General features: G+C 37.7%; 13 protein-coding genes and 1 tRNA gene. 11 read left to right on the forward strand and 3 right to left on the reverse strand.

Annotated elements, in window-relative coordinates; translation table 11 throughout:
* Positions 1 to 183 precede the first annotated feature (183 nt).
* A complete protein-coding gene (locus KTG12_RS12190; protein ID WP_005646993.1) occupies positions 184 to 579 on the reverse strand; it encodes a DUF2721 domain-containing protein in 396 nt (131 codons plus the stop codon).
* Between the two features lie 94 nt (positions 580 to 673).
* Between KTG12_RS12190 and recO the strand changes: the two genes are divergently transcribed.
* Both recO and KTG12_RS12200 read left to right on the forward strand, forming a co-directional pair.
* Positions 674 to 1,399, forward strand: a complete 726-nt coding sequence (gene recO / locus KTG12_RS12195) for a DNA repair protein RecO (protein WP_138272809.1) — start codon at positions 674 to 676, stop codon at positions 1,397 to 1,399.
* 70 nt (positions 1,400 to 1,469) lie between these two features.
* Positions 1,470 to 1,541, forward strand: a tRNA-Arg gene (locus tag KTG12_RS12200).
* 36 nt (positions 1,542 to 1,577) lie between these two features.
* Here the strand turns inward: KTG12_RS12200 and KTG12_RS12205 are convergent.
* Together KTG12_RS12205 and KTG12_RS12210 are read right to left on the reverse strand one after the other, a co-directional pair.
* Positions 1,578 to 1,988 (reverse strand): hypothetical protein, encoded by a 411-nt coding sequence (locus KTG12_RS12205; RefSeq protein WP_005637519.1) that lies wholly within the window; start codon positions 1,986 to 1,988, stop codon positions 1,578 to 1,580.
* Between the two features lie 91 nt (positions 1,989 to 2,079).
* Complete coding sequence (locus KTG12_RS12210; protein WP_138272810.1) at positions 2,080 to 2,826, reverse strand: IclR family transcriptional regulator; 747 nt, start codon at positions 2,824 to 2,826, stop codon at positions 2,080 to 2,082.
* Positions 2,827 to 3,606: 780 nt separating this feature from the next.
* Here KTG12_RS12210 and KTG12_RS12215 point away from each other — a divergent pair.
* From KTG12_RS12215 to KTG12_RS12255, 9 genes are read left to right on the forward strand one after another with little or no spacing between them, the layout of a single operon-like run.
* Entirely contained in the window at positions 3,607 to 6,597 is a 2,991-nt protein-coding gene (locus KTG12_RS12215) for a TonB-dependent receptor (RefSeq protein WP_138272811.1), read from the forward strand.
* Positions 6,598 to 6,621: 24 nt separating this feature from the next.
* Positions 6,622 to 8,082 (forward strand): RagB/SusD family nutrient uptake outer membrane protein, encoded by a 1,461-nt coding sequence (locus tag KTG12_RS12220; protein WP_138272812.1) that lies wholly within the window; start codon positions 6,622 to 6,624, stop codon positions 8,080 to 8,082.
* Between the two features lie 54 nt (positions 8,083 to 8,136).
* Positions 8,137 to 9,360 (forward strand): MFS transporter, encoded by a 1,224-nt coding sequence (locus tag KTG12_RS12225; protein WP_138272813.1) that lies wholly within the window; start codon positions 8,137 to 8,139, stop codon positions 9,358 to 9,360.
* Positions 9,361 to 9,389: 29 nt separating this feature from the next.
* Positions 9,390 to 10,691, forward strand: a complete 1,302-nt coding sequence (locus KTG12_RS12230; protein ID WP_138272814.1) for an endo-1,4-beta-xylanase — start codon at positions 9,390 to 9,392, stop codon at positions 10,689 to 10,691.
* Between the two features lie 18 nt (positions 10,692 to 10,709).
* The gene (locus KTG12_RS12235; protein ID WP_138272815.1) at positions 10,710 to 12,260 is read left to right on the forward strand and encodes an endo-1,4-beta-xylanase; all 1,551 of its coding nucleotides are present in this window, start codon (positions 10,710 to 10,712) and stop codon (positions 12,258 to 12,260) included.
* A 10-nt stretch (positions 12,261 to 12,270) separates the two neighbouring features.
* Positions 12,271 to 13,461 (forward strand): enolase C-terminal domain-like protein, encoded by a 1,191-nt coding sequence (locus tag KTG12_RS12240; protein ID WP_138272816.1) that lies wholly within the window; start codon positions 12,271 to 12,273, stop codon positions 13,459 to 13,461.
* A gap of 11 nt (positions 13,462 to 13,472) precedes the next feature.
* On the forward strand, positions 13,473 to 14,246 hold the full coding sequence (locus tag KTG12_RS12245; protein ID WP_138272817.1) for an SDR family NAD(P)-dependent oxidoreductase: 774 nt from the start codon (positions 13,473 to 13,475) through the stop codon (positions 14,244 to 14,246).
* A gap of 21 nt (positions 14,247 to 14,267) precedes the next feature.
* Complete coding sequence (locus KTG12_RS12250; RefSeq protein WP_138272818.1) at positions 14,268 to 15,011, forward strand: RraA family protein; 744 nt, start codon at positions 14,268 to 14,270, stop codon at positions 15,009 to 15,011.
* 12 nt (positions 15,012 to 15,023) lie between these two features.
* The gene (locus tag KTG12_RS12255) at positions 15,024 to 16,457 is read left to right on the forward strand and encodes a cellulase family glycosylhydrolase (protein ID WP_138272819.1); all 1,434 of its coding nucleotides are present in this window, start codon (positions 15,024 to 15,026) and stop codon (positions 16,455 to 16,457) included.
* Positions 16,458 to 16,461: the final 4 nt, after the last annotated feature.

Here is a 16,461-nt window from a genome sequence, read left to right on the forward strand (position 1 = left end):
CCCCCTTTCAAGAATGAAAATCTTGCGTCCTAACCGATAGACGAACGGGCCATCATGTCAAAGTTTTTGCTTTTAGCTCTCTGGAATTGTTGATTTCCCGATTGCGAGTGCAAAGATAGATGTTCTCTTTAAACTGACAAAATATTTGAAAGAAAAAAGTTTTGGGTTAGTCGTATTTAACATCTATTTGGAACTCATATCCTGTAGGTGTATCTCTAAAGCATTGACGGAAATATTTATTTCCCAGATACATACGCATAGCGAAGCTGCCAATAGAAGCAATCCTATTCCAAATATCCAGGCGGCTATGATTTGCCATGAGATATAGATGAAGAACATCGAGACCACGCAAAAGAGTAGGCTTAGCAGACCTAATATCTGCATGGAGCGTGTCAGGTATAACCGTTTCCTAAGATTGGCTATCTGGGCGATGTCTTTCGGGTCGTGTGTCTGTTGATGCTTTTCTTTCAATGTGCGTACGAGGCTCGCATACGAAATAAAACGGTTTGTATAGGCCAATAGGATAAGTGAAACTGCTGAAAATAGCAGTGATGGGGTTGTGAGCGTGAGTTCTTGCATGTTTATATGTTCTTTATAATTTAGTAGTTTGTTATTCAATAAAACAAGGCTGAGAAGGAAAATGTTGTAACTTTGTTTTCCAAATTTCAGTGATATGTTGTGTAAAACGCGTGGGATTGTCCTGCATTCCATTCCATATAATGATAAGTACTCCATTATATATATGTACACGGAGGCTTTTGGACGTGCTTCTTATCTGGTTGCCCGTTCCCGTGGAAAGAAATCTTCTGTCTCGAAAGCGTTGTTCATGCCTCTTTCGGTAGTGGAGATGGAGGTTGAGCATCTGAATAAGCGGGATTTGCATCGTATCCGTGAAACGAAACTCTGCTATCCGTTGACGGAAGTGTTTTGTAATCCGGTGAAAAATATACTTGCGCTTTTCCTTTCCGAGATCCTTTTCCGCGTGGTGAAGGAGACGGAGCCGGATTCGCGCCTTTTCGAGTATTTGTTCGAGTCGATACAATTGTTAGAGCTTTCGGATAAGGGGGTGGCGAATTTTCATCTGGTCTTTTTACTGCGACTCTTGCATTATCTGGGGATATATCCGAACGTCGAATCATATGTGGCAGGTTCTTGCTTCGATATGTTGAATGGCGTGTTTGTCGATCGTATACCGATGCATCGCCATTATCTGAACCGGCAGGAGAGTGTGGTTTTGGTCCGGTTGCTGAAGATCAGCTTCGAGAATATGTCGTTGTATTCTTTTTCCCGGCAGGATCGTGTGAGTGTCATAAACCGTATTCTTGAATATTATCGCCTGCATTTGCCGGATTTTCCCGAAATAAAGTCCTTATCCGTCATGCAAAGTCTGTTCGATTAGCATATTGCTCCTTTAAATACTTGCCAGTTTGCGGAAAAGGTTATACTTTTGCCGCACTTATTATAAAAATGGCTCTGTAGTTCAACGGATAGAATAGAAGTTTCCTAAACTTTAGATCCGAGTTCGATTCTCGGCGGAGCTACAATAAAAAAGGCAATCGTTACGATTGCCTTTTTTATTACCAGTGGAATGCCTCGAAGGTCACCCGGTCTCCGTTTAGGAAACACTTTAAATATTCGTTACCTATTCGAACATCCTCGTAATAATCAGTCCCGTTTGCATATTCGACATAGAAAGAATCGAAATATTCGTCTTTCCAGTCCCAATAAAAACTTGTTTTCAATTCGTCAGTCATACCGTTAGGATAATAGATAATTGTAAAATCTTCTCCCGTATGATCGTTATAGAAGTCGAGCCGTTGTTCGCATTCGTACCCTTTGTTATTGGTATAAAAATCAACCCAGGTATTATTGCATAATGCATCGGTCGCCCAGCCGTAATCATCATAATACGGATCATCCTCACAACTGTTGAACAGACAGAGTGCGGACAGCAGAAATAATAAACCGAGTATATTCTTCTTAATCATAATTCCGAACATTAATCATTCAATGACAAAGATACGAATTAAAATAATATATATATGGAGAATCGGTTAAGATATAAGTCTTCAAATCGTACTATTTGCTTGCAGCATTGATCTTTTCGTTGATAATATCTGTCGCTTTTTTTAGTTGCTTTATGATATTATTTTTTTCTGATTTGCCGAAACGTATATCTGGTAGATAGATTCCGAGACTCGCAATGACCTTCCCTTTTTTCAAGATAGGGGTGGCTAAGCCTACTACATGATTTTTATTCCATGAAAGTTCGATGTTATTGGTTCGTATGTCGTTTAGTAATTGGATTAGTTCGGATTTTGTTTTGACTTCCGGCCATTCTTCTTCTGTAGGCAATCCGATCTTGTCGATAAAATCATTTAATTCCTTAGGTGAATAATGAGCCAGAATCATTCTGCCTGTTGTGGCTCTGTATACGGAAGACTCATTTGTTGTACGAACCTGGATTTCATGCGTACATTGTGATTCGTTCAGTAAAATTCTTTTGTCCCCTTTTATTACAGATAATATGACAGTTTCATTGATGTTGTCACGTAGATTATCCATTGCGACTTTTGCTGCATTGACGAGTTCTGTATTGTAAGAATTATCACGTGTGAGTTGATAAATCATGTATCCTAACTTGTATCCTTTTTTTGTGCCGGATTGTTCTACATAGTTGCGATATACAAGCGTTTTTAGGATATTGGCGCAAGTTCCCGCGTTTAATTCTACAGCAGTAGCAATTTCGGATAATCCGAATTCTTTGTCTGGTTCTTGTGCTAATATCTCGAGAATATTCAAGGCTCTGTTTATAACTTGTATCATACTTCCTCGTTTTTGTTTCGTGTAACCTGATTATATAACTGGCAATTAATAAGCTTATTTGCAAAACTACAAAAAATATAGTATTAAAATAGATTTTATGAAAGTCTTTATTGTGAGCATTTGTGATTCTCTCTATATTTTAATTTAGGATGAATCAAATATCTGTTTTGTTTATTTGTTTGTTCCCTTATTTTTTATTCTGGGTAACTTTTTATTCTATCTGTTCTCATGATGAAAAATAGGCTGTGATCTATTGACTTTTATTAATCCTTTGTTTGTAATGAATTGCTATAATTTAGTATATTTGTATTGTATTGAGAAAATAACGTAGAAGCGTTTAGTGAATCCTTGTCATCGAAATCGCCAATTTCAATAATGCCACAAGGTGTAACTATAGAACGCCTGCGCCCTTATAGGCGTGGGCTATAGTTTATTTGTGGCATGGTGTTTGGCGATACCTCGATGGCAAATAGGCTGTAGTCCCACGTTTTTTTGTGTCTGAATTTAAGGATGAAAAGTAGCCTTTCCTGCTATGTGCTTCTTTTTTTATTATTTCTATTTTTATTTATATTGTAAAATTTCAATTTTGTATAATTGAATTGTGATACCGCGAATATATTTGACTTTTTATTTTAAATAGCAGTTTATTTGTATGTTTAAGAGCATAAATGCTGATTTTTTTATAAAAATATTTTGTGGTTTATATGGTAGTAGTTAATATTGCATTGTAAAATTTAGTTTTACAATAGTAAATATCAAGTTAAACTTAATTCATGTCTTATGAAAAATCGGCAGAGTTTGTTATTGTGGATGTTGCTTTTTTGGGGCAGTGTCTCGGTTTTTGCTCAGCATGCTGTAAAAGGGAGAATTACAGATGCTAAAACAGGGGAACCTTTAATTGGTGTGAATGTTGTTTTGAGAGGTTCATCTGAATCTGGTACTATTTCGGATTTGAATGGAAATTATTCTTTGTCTGTTCCTGAATCTTCTTCGTTGATTTTTTCTTATATCGGTTATGTTACCCAAGAAGTATCAGTAGAAGGTAAGTCGGTTCTTGATGTTTCTCTGTCGGAAGATATGGAAGCTTTGGAAGAAGTTGTGGTAATTGGATATGGAACGATGAAAAAGAGTGATTTAACAGGTTCTCTAAGCTCTGTAAAGAGCGAAGATTTAACGGCTTATGCTGTCCCTAATCCGGTTCAAGCATTACAAGGTAGAGCTCCGGGAGTTCAAGTTACATCGAATACTGGCTCTCCAGAAGGAAATTTTACGATTCGTATCCGTGGTGCAAATTCGATTAAAGGAAGTAATGATCCTCTCTACATTATTGATGGGTTCCCAGCGAATATGTCCAGTGTTAATCCTGATGATATAGAGTCTTTGGAAGTATTAAAAGATGCTTCTGCTACTGCTATTTATGGATCTAGGGGCTCTAATGGAGTTGTTTTGATTACGACAAAATCAGGAAGAAAAGGAAAAACGACCGTAACCTATGATGGCAGCTATGGTATTCAATCTCAAATCAAAAAACTTGAGATGATGGATGCAACGGAATATATGATGTTTTATAATGAACAACAGTTGAATAATGCTGGAAAAGAATTTTTTACGGCTGATGAGATTGCTTTTGCTGGAAAAGGTACGGATTGGCAAGAGTTGGTTTATAAAGATGCACCTTTACAAACTCATAGTTTGTCTATTGCAGGAGGTAATGACAAAACCAAATTCTATGTGAGTGGCTCTTTGTTTTTGCGTGATGGTATTATCAAAAATAGCAGCTATGATAAGTATAATGTGAGAAGTAATATAGATCATAAAATTAACGATAAATTTAATGCTGGAGCTAATTTGTCGTATACAAGGACAAATAAAAGCATGAAAAGTAGTGGTGGTGGAAATCGAGGAGGGTCTTTAATTGGAGCATCAATTTCTGCTCCTCCAACTTTATTCCCTTATAATGAAGATGGCTCTTATAACAATTTACAATTGGCTTACCCATTTATGTCTAATGCTCTATTTAATCCATTAAATCTTATTAATGAAACATCCTCTAAAACTAAGGCTGACTTAGTGAATGTGAATGGTTTTTTGGAATATAAACCGATAAGAGGGCTGTCTTTGAAAGCTACAATTGGGGTTGAAACGTTGAATTATACTTCTAATAACTATAATAGTTCTCGCTATTTGTATGGAGCTTCAAGTGCTTCTTTGTCTTCTAATCAGCAAACAACAATTGTGAACGAAAATATCATGAATTATGATTTGACGGTCCATGATGATCATAATTTGAATTTTATGGGAGGTTTTACTTATCAACAATATTTAGGTACATCTTTTGGTGCAAGTGGAACTGATTTTATAAGTGATGCGCCAGAAGCATGGGGCCTTGGAGCTGCTGCTAATTTTGGAACGCCATCTTCTGGCTATACCAAATGGGTATTAATGTCATATTTGGCTAGAGCTAATTATTCATATAAAGGTCGTTATATGGCTACGGTTAGCTTCAGAGCTGATGGCTCATCTCGCTATAGTGAAGGAAATAAATGGGGATATTTCCCTGCAGCTGCATTAGCGTGGAGGATATCTGATGAGGCTTTTTTAAAGGATATTTCTTGGTTGTCTGATTTGAAATTACGTTTAGGATACGGAGAAACCGGGTCAACTGCAATTAATCCTTATTCAACGTTAAATATGTTGTCACAAGGTAAAGCGGCATTGGGGAGTGGGCTTGTTACATCATATGCACCGAGTTCAACTTTGCCGTCAGAATTGAAATGGGAAACTACATCTCAATGGAATATAGGTCTTGATCTGTCATTATTTAAATCTCGTTTGAGAATCACTGCTGACTATTATGATAAAACAACACGTGATTTGTTGAATAATGTTTCTTTGCCAACTTCTTCAGGTTATACGACAACTGTAAAGAATGTGGGAAAGATGGGTAATCGTGGTTTTGAATTATTAGTAGAAGGAGATGTTTTTCAACAAAAAGAATTCTCATGGACTTTATCTGCGAATTTAGGATTGAATAAAAATAAGATTAAAGAGTTGTATGGAGGACAGGATATTTATGGTTCAACTGTAGGTTTGTCTTATGTTGAAGATTTTGTGACTTTATTACGTGAGGGAGAACCTTTAGGAGTGTATTATGTATACCATGATACAGGTTTTGATGAAAATGGAAACATGACTTATGAAGATAAAGATGGGAATGGTGTATATGATAATAATGATAAATATATCGCAGGTAGTCCGCATCCTGATTTTACATATGGAATCAATTCCAGTTTGACATTTAAAGATTTTGAGTTTTCTTTCTTTTTGTATGGTAGCCAAGGCAACGATGTTTATAATGTAACAGAAACTGCAAATTATGATATGGGCATGGGACTTAATTTAAGGCGTGAGGTTTTTAACAGCCATTGGAGTTCGACAAATACTGCAGAACAAAACTTAATGGCAAAGTATCCGCGACCAGCAGCAAATCATAATATTAAGCATTCAGATCGCTTTGTAGAAGATGGGTCTTATCTCCGTTTGAAAAATATTATGTTAGGTTATAATTTACCTGTGAAAAAGTGGAATGTGAAAAACTGGTTAAGTGCGATAAAAGTATATGTGAGTGCTCAGAACCTATTTACTATTACAGGTTATTCAGGTATGGATCCTGAGGTGAACTCTTGGGGTGGAGATACAAATGCCGGACTTGATTATCTGACTTATCCAAATGTGAAGACTATTACATTTGGTGTTAAAGTTCAATTTTAGAGTATCTAATAAAGAAGAGAAAATATGAAAAAGTACATTTATTTATTCATGATATTATTATCGGTTGTTTCTTGCTCTGATTGGTTGGAAGAAGAACCAAAGTCTGTTGCTGCAGAAACGTTTTATAATACAGAAAGTGAAGCTGCAGCTGCGGTTGCTGCGCCGCTTGCTAATTTAAAAGGTTATGGTGGTTTAGACTATTTTGGAACTGCTTTGTGTGAATGTTTTGCAGATTATGCCTATGGTCGAGGTAGTTGGGCTTCTAATAGCGATTATATAGGATTAGATAATACTAATCAAACTCGTACTGCAAATATATGGACGAAATTATATACTGCTATCAGAAATTGTAATGTGGCTTTGGATCGTTTACCGCAAGCAAGTCAAATGTCAGAGGATAAAATAAATAGCTACATAGGGGAATTGCGGTTTATCAGAGGGCTTACTTATTTTTATTTAGTGCGATATTTTGGAGATGTCCCTCTTCATGTAGAAGAAAATATGAGTGAATATAATATAGGAAAGAGTTCTAAAGATGTAATATACGAACTTATAGAATCGGATCTCCGCTTTGCTGTAAATAATGCGCCTCAGACACCTCGTTTGGCAGGAACGCCTTCAGTGAATAGTGCAAAGAGCCTTTTAGGAGAAGTATATGCAACATTAGGTAGATATGAAGAATCGAAACAACTTTTGGAAGAAGTTATTAATAGTGGACAATATTCATTGGTCACGGTGTCTTCTGCTGCGGATTTTAATAATGTATTTGGACCAGAAATAGTTTCATCTACGGAAGAGATATTTTATATAAAGGAGTATCGAGAAAATGGTCAAGGTAATGAATATGCGATGTTTTGTTCCCATCCGGGAGCAATGATTGATGGGGATGCGATGCATGGTTCTGGAGGATGGTATGGTGTTTATACTACTACGGAAAATCAATTGATAACAGATTGGGATGTGAAAGATTTTCGGAAGGATTATAATTTGTTGTTGTTTGATTTCGGTATGGGAGATAATACTTATTTATTAACAAAATATCATGATACAAATGCTCCCGGGGCTTCTGGAGCTGCATGTGATTATCCATTAATTCGTTATCCGGATGTTTTACTATTGTATGCGGAAATGGCAATGAGAGTAACCGGTTCTCCTACGGAAGATGCAATGGAAAAGATAAATATGGTTCATCGTCGTGCTTATGGTTATGACCCTATGACTTCATCTGAAGTTGATTTTAAATTAAAAGATTACTCTACTTCAGAAAAGTTTTTGGAATTAATATTGAAAGAACGGATGTATGAACAATTTAATGAAGGGAAACGTTGGTTTGATCTGATTCGTCTAGGTATTGTAAAAGAGCAGATTAAGAGGATTAAAGGTCTTGATATACAAGAGAAACATATGTTATTCCCGATTCCGCAAACAGAGTTTAATTATAATGAGGCTCTTGATCCGTCAAAAGATCAAAATCCAGGGTATTAAATTAAAAATATGAAGGTGTGGTTTAAGCCACACCTTCGATAAACTATTCGTAAAATGAAACGACTACGTATCACCTATAAGTGGGAGTTAATTATCATGTTATGGGTTGCCTATTTTCTAAACCAGGGTGATCGGCAGATTTTTAATGTGGTGATTCCTTTGATAAAGGAAGACTTGCATTTGACGGATGTACAATTGGGGTTCGTTGCCTCTGTATTTACGATTGTATATGGTTGTTTGGTTCCCTTCGGTGGATATATGGGTGATTTTCTGAAGAGAAAATGGATTATTCTTATTAGTATCTTGATTTTCAGCATCGGAACGTTATGTACTGGATTTAGTGGAGGTTTGGTCTCTTTGATCATTTTACGTGGTATTACGACTGGCGGGGGAGAAGCTTTCTATTATCCGGCAGCTACCTCTTTGATCAGTCAGTATCATCATAAGACGCGAGCTATGGCCATGTCCATACATCAGACATCTTTGTATGTGGGTATTGTGGCCAGTGGGTTTATTGCGGCCTATATTGGTGAACATTTTGGTTGGCGAATGTCTTTTTTTACTTTTGGATTAGGAGGTTTGTTGCTGTGTATTTATTTATTTTTCAGAATGGAAGATACTCCGCAGGAAGTGAAAGAAGAAGGAAGGTATTCAATCTGGTATGTCATTAAAGAGATATTTAAAAAGAAGACGGTCTGGATGCTTTGTCTGGCTTTTGGAGGAATGTGTTTTGTGAATATTGGCTATGTGACTTGGATGTCTACGTTCTATCATGAAAAGTATCATTTATCTCTTTCGACAGCTGGGTTTACCTCTATGTTTTTTCATTTTGCAGCCGCATTGTTGGGGGTTTTAATAGGTGGAAAATTATCAGATAAATATGCACAAAAGCGTAAAACAGTCCGTCTGGAAACGGAACTGGTCGGATTGTTGTTCGGTGCTCCGTTTATATTTTTCATGGGATATACCTCGAATTTATATGTAAGTTATGCTATGTTGGCTTTGTTCGGCTTTTTCAGGGGAATTTACGATTCAAACTTGTATGCTGCTTTGTTTGATGTGATAGCGCCGGATTTAAGAGCATCTTCGGTAGGGGTTATGACTGCTTTTGCTTTTATTGTTGGGGCTCTAGCTCCCTTACTATTAGGATATCTGAAGACTGATTATGGTTTGTCTTTTGGCATATCATTTTTGGCAATATTCTATTTGTTAGGTGCCTTAGCCGTTTTTGTGGCGATCAAATTCTTTTTCTTGAAAGAGTTTTATGAAGGCAGATAGTTAGTAAAGTGTCTATAAAATTATAAAATATGAAAACAGTAATATTATTGATAGGATTGCTTTTTTCTACTTTTTCTTTACAAGCGCAAGATTATGAGGATGTCATGAGCGAGGCTTATTGGAAAATATGGAATTCGGATGTCCAGGCTAGCATAAATAAGAATATAGAGCAATATCGGAAAGGTGATGCCGAATTAAATATTCCATCTGGAGTCACTGTGAAAATTGAGCAGTTGAGCCATTCGTTTATTTTTGGAGGCAATATCTTTTTGTTTGGTCAGCTTGAGACTACGCAACAAAATAGACAGTATGAAAATACTTTTGGAGCTTTGTTTAATTCTGCTACTTTGCCTTTTTATTGGAAAACGCTGGAACCCGAGCAAGGAAAGCCACGTTATACGGCGGGATCTTCTTATATTTTCCGTCGTCCTCCTGTCGATCCTATTCTTGAGTTTTGCGAATCGAATAAGATAATGACAAAAGGTCACGCTATTATTTATGGTATGCGTCGTTGGGGACATCCGGATTGGATGCCGTCAGACCGTAAAGAGATGGAATTTTATTTTGAGAAGCATATTCAGGAATTAGCGTTGCGCTATAAGGATAGAATTCAGATATGGGACGTAGTCAATGAACCTGTTGATCAGGCAAATCGCGGAATAATGCCGGATGATTATACTTATAAATCGTATAAGTGGGCCATGAAGTATTTTCCGGAGTCTGTCATTTTTAATATTAATGATATTGATTTTAAAAGTGGTATTCCTTATACAAGACGGTATGTAGAAATTGCCCGGAATATGATCGATAGAGGAATTCGTATAGACAATGTTGGAGCTCAGATGCATATTTTTAATCCGGTCGAGGCTCAGAAAATAGCTGAGGGGGATAATATCCTGACACCGGCTAAGCTCACAGATGTGGTAGATTGCCTAAATGAAGTAGGACGTCCTGTACATGTGAGCGAAGTAACGGTTTGTGCTCCTGATTCAACGAGTATAGGAAGTGCGATCCAGGCTGTCATAGCTGAAAATTTATATCGTTTTTGGTTCAGTTGTCCCAATATTACGGGTATTACTTGGTGGAATGTCGTGGATGGAGGTGGAGCTCCAGGCGAGCCTTCTTATTCAGGACTTTATGACAAGAGAATGAGAAAGAAGCCTGTCTATGAGACATTAGATAGGTTGATAAACCGAGAATGGAAAACTTCACTGACCACAACATCGAATGCACAGGGCGTGGTTCGTTTCAGAGGTTTTAAAGGGCATTACCGTGCTACTTGGATAAATAAAAATGGTAAGATAGAAATTCAGGAATTTGAAATTAAATAATTAAAATTATAATTAGATATGAAAAGGATAACGTTAATAATCTGTTTAGTCTTTTGTTGTTTTAACTTGTTTGCGCAGAGAGGTTTTCCAAAAAGTGCAAAAGAGGACAAAGAAAAAATTATGAGTGAAGCTTATTGGAATATTTGGAATCCAAAGGTACAGGCTAAGATCGATAAGGACATTGAACAGAATAGAAAAGCAAATGCTATTGTTGGTTTACAGAATGTTGCGGCTGGATCAGAAGTGAAGATTGAGCAGGTTTCGCATGATTTTGTATTCGGTGCCCATATCTTTAACTATAATCAATTAGGAACTCCTGCGTGTAATCAGAAATATAAAGATGTGTTTGGGACATTATTTAATCGTGCGACTGTCGCATTTTATTGGAAAACCCTGGAAATGCAACCGAATCGCCCTCGTTTTCGTGAAGAATACTGGGATACGGAAGAATATTGGAATCGCCAGACAGACCCGAAGCATCAACCGCACTGGCGTCGTCCTTCTCCCGATCAGATTATAGATTTCTGTCTCAGTAAGGGGGTTCCTGTGCATGGTCATCCGTTGATCTGGGGAAACCGTAAATGGCATAATCCTAACTGGATTATAGACCAGATGATGACGCTTGAGGAGAAAAAGGAAATGGATAAACTGATTGTAGAATATGGCAATCTCGATAATTATTTGGATGGCGAAAAATACACAGATAAGTACAAAAATATGACTGTTGCTCAATTAGAAACGAAATTTCCTAATTTGACGAAAAAGTTAAAGGAATTGTTTGAAAAACGAATTGTAGAGATCGCTAAATATTATGGGGACCGTGTCAGTAGTTGGGATGTTGTCAATGAGAGTGCACAAGATTTTGCCAAAGGAGCAATGGTTCCGGGTTCCGGGCTCTGTAAAAGTAATTATGGGATAATGCCGGGAGATTATACATTTGAAGCTTTCAAAACAGCCAATCAGGTGTTTTCGAATAATGTCCTTTTGAATATCAATGATTATTGGACTGGTCCGGAGTATCCGGAGCAAGTAAAAGATTTGATGAAAAGAGGGGCGAAGATAAATGTTGCTGGTTCTCAAATGCATTTGTTCAAACCGCAACAATGTTTGGATATTGCTGCTGGTAAAGAAATCCAGACTCCGAATCAGATTTGGACTATCATGAACCGAATTTCGGAAACAGGATTACCGATTCATTTAAGTGAAATCACGATAACATCTCCAGGCAATGATGACCGAGGACAAAAAATACAGGCTATTATCGCACAAAACCTGTATCGCCTGTGGTTCAGTGTTAAAAATATGATGGGAATCACATGGTGGAATGTGGTAGATGATTGTGGTGCACCGGGAGAACCATCTGTTTCTGGATTGTTCACCAGAAACATGGATCCCAAACAATCATTTTATGCACTTGATAATTTGATCAATCATGAATGGAAAACTAATATGACCGTAAAAGCCAGTAAAAACGGGAATGTGGAATTTCGAGGGTTTAAAGGTAAGTATCATATTACTTATACAGATAAGTTTGGAAAGGAACAAGTTATAGAGTATCACTTAAAATAAGTATAAAGAAATGAAGATCGTAGACATGAAAGTCCGTTGTGTTGCAATTCCTATGAATTGTATGTTACGGCATAACACGGGAGTACATCCGGGTTATTTATTGAGAACAATCTTGGAACTTATTACGGATGAAGGAATTGTAGGATTGGGTGAAGTTGGTGGCGGAGATTCAAGAGCGGCTTTGCTTAAGTTGAAACCGCGCATTATCGGAATGAACCCGATGGACCTGGAGGCTATCAAGATGAAAGTTCTGAGAAGTATTTATTATATCTCCAATTCCCGTTTGTATGGTGCAATAGAGATAGCCTGTTTGGACATTATGGGGAAAGCGTTTAATGTTCCGATGCACCAGCTTCTTGGTGGTAAATTGCGTGATTCAATTCCGATGATCGCTTATTTGTTTTGGCGTTATGATCGTCCGGGTGGTGGGCATGATACCTGTGCGGAGGATATGGCTGATTATTGCGTACAGTTGAACAATGAACTGGGTGTTACAGCAATGAAACTGAAAGCTGGTGTTATGGATCCGATGGAAGAAGTGAAAGTGTTGCAATTATGCCGGCAGAAGTTAGGAGATGATTTCGGTTTACGGATTGATCCTAATGGAGTATGGAGTGTTGCGACAGCCATAAAAGCTGGTCATAGGATGGAAGAGTTGGAACTACAATATTTTGAAGATCCCTCTTGGGGCATAGAAGGTATGAAGGCTGTCCGGGAACAGGTTCGTATTCCTTTGGCAACTAATATGTATCCGAATAAATTTGATGATTTGGGCCCTTCTATCCATATGAAATCAATAGATATTATATTGACGGATTTACATTATTGGGAAGGCCCGCGGGGGGTAAAAGATTTGACTGCGGTTTGTCGTACGTTTAATTTAGGGGTAGCTATGCATTCCGGAGCAGAATTCGGTATTGAATTGGCGGCTATGTTACATACAGCATCTACCATCCCTCAAATGACTATGCCGGGAGATGCCCATTATCATTATTTGGAAGATGATATTATTCAGGGTGGAAAACTGCAATATGTCAATGGGGCTATAAAAGTACCGGAAGGACCGGGTTTAGGAGTTGCTTTAGACGAAGAAAAGATGGAAAAATATGAGCGGTATTACGAGAAGATGGGAGACTATTACGCTCGTTTTCATCAAGATCCGTATAAACCAAATTGGTATCCGATTGTAGGTGGTATTTAATAAGAATCGTTATGGGAGTGAAGCATTTGTTTGATATAACGGGAAAAACTGCATTGATTACAGGAGCTGGCCAAGGAATTGGCCGCTCCATCGCTTTAGCTTTGGCTGAACATGGAGCGAATGTTGTGATCAATTACCGGAGCAATCACCAATTGGCGGAAGCAACTTTACGGGATGTGCTGAAGATGGGAACAAAAGCGTGGTTATGGGAATACGATTTATTATCAGACACGCTGGCTTCTGACTTTCAACTGTTGCTGCAAAAATTAGGAATTGAAGTTGATATTTTAGTTTTGAATGCTTCTATTCAGATTCGTAAGAAATGGGAAGATGTGACCTTATCTGAGTTTAATACCCAAATGAATGTGAATGTAAGAGCTTCGCTGGAGTTGATGCAATGTTGTGTGCCTCATATGGAATCGAAAGGTTGGGGAAGAATTGTTACGTTAGGCTCCGTTCAGCAGAACAGGCCGAGTAAGCAAATGATCGTTTATGCAGCTTCAAAAGCTGCTCAATTGAATATGGTGAAAAATCTTGCTTGGCAATTGGGGAATAAAGGAATAACGATTAACAATTTGGCTCCTGGGGTGATCGGAACGGTCCGTAATGAGGAAGTTTTGTCGAATGAAGTTTTCAAAACAAAAATAGAAAAGAATATTCCATTAGGATATATTGGAGAACCGGATGATCTGGCTTCTATGGCGTTACTTTTGTGTAGCGAAGCTGGACGCTATATTTCCGGTGCGGATATATTGGTAGATGGTGGAATGAGTTTACCAGAGTGATTAATTAAAAATAAAAGAGTTATGAGCGTAGATCAGTATAAGAAAGAAATCGGAATGATGAATCTGGAAAAATTGATTCAGGATCGTGAAGGAATATCTTCGAAAAAGTTTTCCATACCGGATAAAGAGTTATTATTTCGATATGAGCAGTTATATACAGGAGCTGTAAACGATGTGATGCGTGAATTTTGTCTTTTGGAGCAAGCTTTGCCTGGTAGGATTAAACCTTTACGTGAATATCATTCTGTTGCCGGTTTTGCATTTACTGTCAAAAGTGCACCGAACGTAAAGATAAAGGGTGAGATGGAATATCGAACCCAGATGCTGGATGAGATGCAGGAGGACCATTTTATTGTCTGGGATACAAGTCGGGATGATAAAGCAACTTTGTGGGGAGGTGTAATGACAGCGACTGCTAAGGGGAAAAAACTGAAAGCAGCTTGTATAGATGGGGGAATACGGGATACACATCAGATTTTGAATGCTGATTTTCCTGTGTTTTACGAATACCGGATATCGAATGGTAGCTTGGGGCGCTGTTTGATTACTCACTATCAAATTCCGATTAAAATCGGAGATGTAACGATTAAGCCGGGTGATATAATACTTGGAGATATCGATGGAGTTTTAGTTGTACCAAGGGAAATAGCTTATGAAGTGCTTTTACGTTCGGAGGAGATACGTGAAAATGAGAAGAAGATTTTCTCTTGGGTACAAAACGGAGACAGTGTTCGGGAAATTACAGCAAAAGGTGGTTACTTTTAAGAATCAGTTGATATGATACGGAATATATTATATATGATGATTCTCTGTTCTTTTTTCTCTTGTGGAAAAGAACGTGATCAGAACTTTATACGGGTGAGTAAGGTGAATCCTTGTTATTTGGAATATTCGGATGGTACCCCCTTTATACCTGTAGGTCCCAATATTTGTTGGGAACGTTTTGAGACGGATGAAACAAAAGTTTTACAGCTTTATGAACAGCGTTTTCGCAATCTTTCGGAAAATGGAGGAAATTACACGCGTATTTGGTTGAGTGCACCATTTTTTGAGATTGAACATAAGAAAGCTGGAGAGTTTGATGAAAATAGAGTAAACCGCATTGACAAACTGTTGGAGTTGGCGACGAAATATGGAATCAAGATCAAATTTTGTTTGGAAAATTTCAGAAAACTAACAGGATATTCAGCCCCGTTTTCTTCGTCAGTGGCTTTTGATAAACCGATCTATTCTTTTGATAACCGAGGACCATTGGGCAATATGGATGATTTTTTCAAAACACAGCAGGGGAAAGATTTATATATAGACAGGGTCGCCTTTTTAGCCTCTAAATATGCGAATAATCCGACTATTATGGGGTGGGAATTGTGGAATGAAATCAATTCTGTAAGTTTTTCCGAAGGAATAGCAGGGGAGCTGGAATGGACAAGAGAAATGCTGCCTATCGTTAAATCTTATTTTCCGCATCATTTGGTTATGCAAAGTTTGGGGAGTTTTGATAATGAGAAATATCAGGAGTGGTATATAGATTTTTCTTCTCTTTCGAATAATGAGATAGCCCAGGTTCATCGTTATTTGGATCCGGGAGCCACTTGGGACATTTGTCAGGCCCCTATGGATTCTTTGGCAAGTCAGGCGGTCGTTTTATTACGTAATATGGTTGTTGATAAACCTGTTATACTCTCGGAAGTGGGTGCGGTTGAGGCACATCATTCCGGACCATCCAAGTTATATGAATCGGATACGTTAGGCGTTTTGTTACATGATTTGATTTTTGCCCCTTTTTTTTCAGGTGCTGCTGCTCCTGGACAAAGTTGGCACTGGCAATATTATATAGAAAAGAATAATTTATGGTGGCACTTCGGACGTTTTAGTCATGCGACGGCAAATATAAATCCGATAACAGAGCAGTATCGGCCTGTGTTTTTTATGTATGATCAGGTTCGTTTTTATTGTTTGAAAGGTAATACGCATACTTTAGTTTGGTGCCGAGATGCTTTAAGTAATTGGCATACTGAATTGATCGGAAATCAATTGCCGGATAGCAGGACGGTAAAACTACCACTACAATTTTTAAGTAATAAAGTCTCGGATGTTGAACAATATGATCCTTGGAGCGATGTGAGAAAAGTTGCCCATGTCGTGGATGATACTCTGGATATCACTTTCAGACGTTCGGTTATATTGCGTTTTAATAATGAAAATCATTGATTTT

The sequence above is a fragment of the Parabacteroides sp. MSK.9.14 genome (assembly GCF_019041495.1).
GTDB lineage: Bacteria > Bacteroidota > Bacteroidia > Bacteroidales > Tannerellaceae > Parabacteroides > Parabacteroides merdae.

Bases quoted from the DNA above. Each gene is read 5' to 3' on its own strand.
- KTG12_RS12250 (WP_138272818.1), top strand. From the start codon at position 14,268: ATGAGCGTAGATCAGTATAAGAAAGAAATCGGAATGATGAATCTGGAA.
- KTG12_RS12255 (WP_138272819.1), top strand. From the start codon at position 15,024: ATGATACGGAATATATTATATATGATGATTCTCTGTTCTTTTTTCTCT.
- KTG12_RS12230 (WP_138272814.1), top strand. From the start codon at position 9,390: ATGAAAACAGTAATATTATTGATAGGATTGCTTTTTTCTACTTTTTCT.
- KTG12_RS12245 (WP_138272817.1), top strand. From the start codon at position 13,473: ATGGGAGTGAAGCATTTGTTTGATATAACGGGAAAAACTGCATTGATT.
- KTG12_RS12225 (WP_138272813.1), top strand. From the start codon at position 8,137: ATGAAACGACTACGTATCACCTATAAGTGGGAGTTAATTATCATGTTA.
- recO (WP_138272809.1), top strand. From the start codon at position 674: ATGTTGTGTAAAACGCGTGGGATTGTCCTGCATTCCATTCCATATAAT.
- KTG12_RS12220 (WP_138272812.1), top strand. From the start codon at position 6,622: ATGAAAAAGTACATTTATTTATTCATGATATTATTATCGGTTGTTTCT.
- KTG12_RS12205 (WP_005637519.1), bottom strand. From the start codon at position 1,988: ATGATTAAGAAGAATATACTCGGTTTATTATTTCTGCTGTCCGCACTC.
- KTG12_RS12240 (WP_138272816.1), top strand. From the start codon at position 12,271: ATGAAGATCGTAGACATGAAAGTCCGTTGTGTTGCAATTCCTATGAAT.
- KTG12_RS12215 (WP_138272811.1), top strand. From the start codon at position 3,607: ATGAAAAATCGGCAGAGTTTGTTATTGTGGATGTTGCTTTTTTGGGGC.
- KTG12_RS12210 (WP_138272810.1), bottom strand. From the start codon at position 2,826: ATGATACAAGTTATAAACAGAGCCTTGAATATTCTCGAGATATTAGCA.
- KTG12_RS12235 (WP_138272815.1), top strand. From the start codon at position 10,710: ATGAAAAGGATAACGTTAATAATCTGTTTAGTCTTTTGTTGTTTTAAC.
- KTG12_RS12190 (WP_005646993.1), bottom strand. From the start codon at position 579: ATGCAAGAACTCACGCTCACAACCCCATCACTGCTATTTTCAGCAGTT.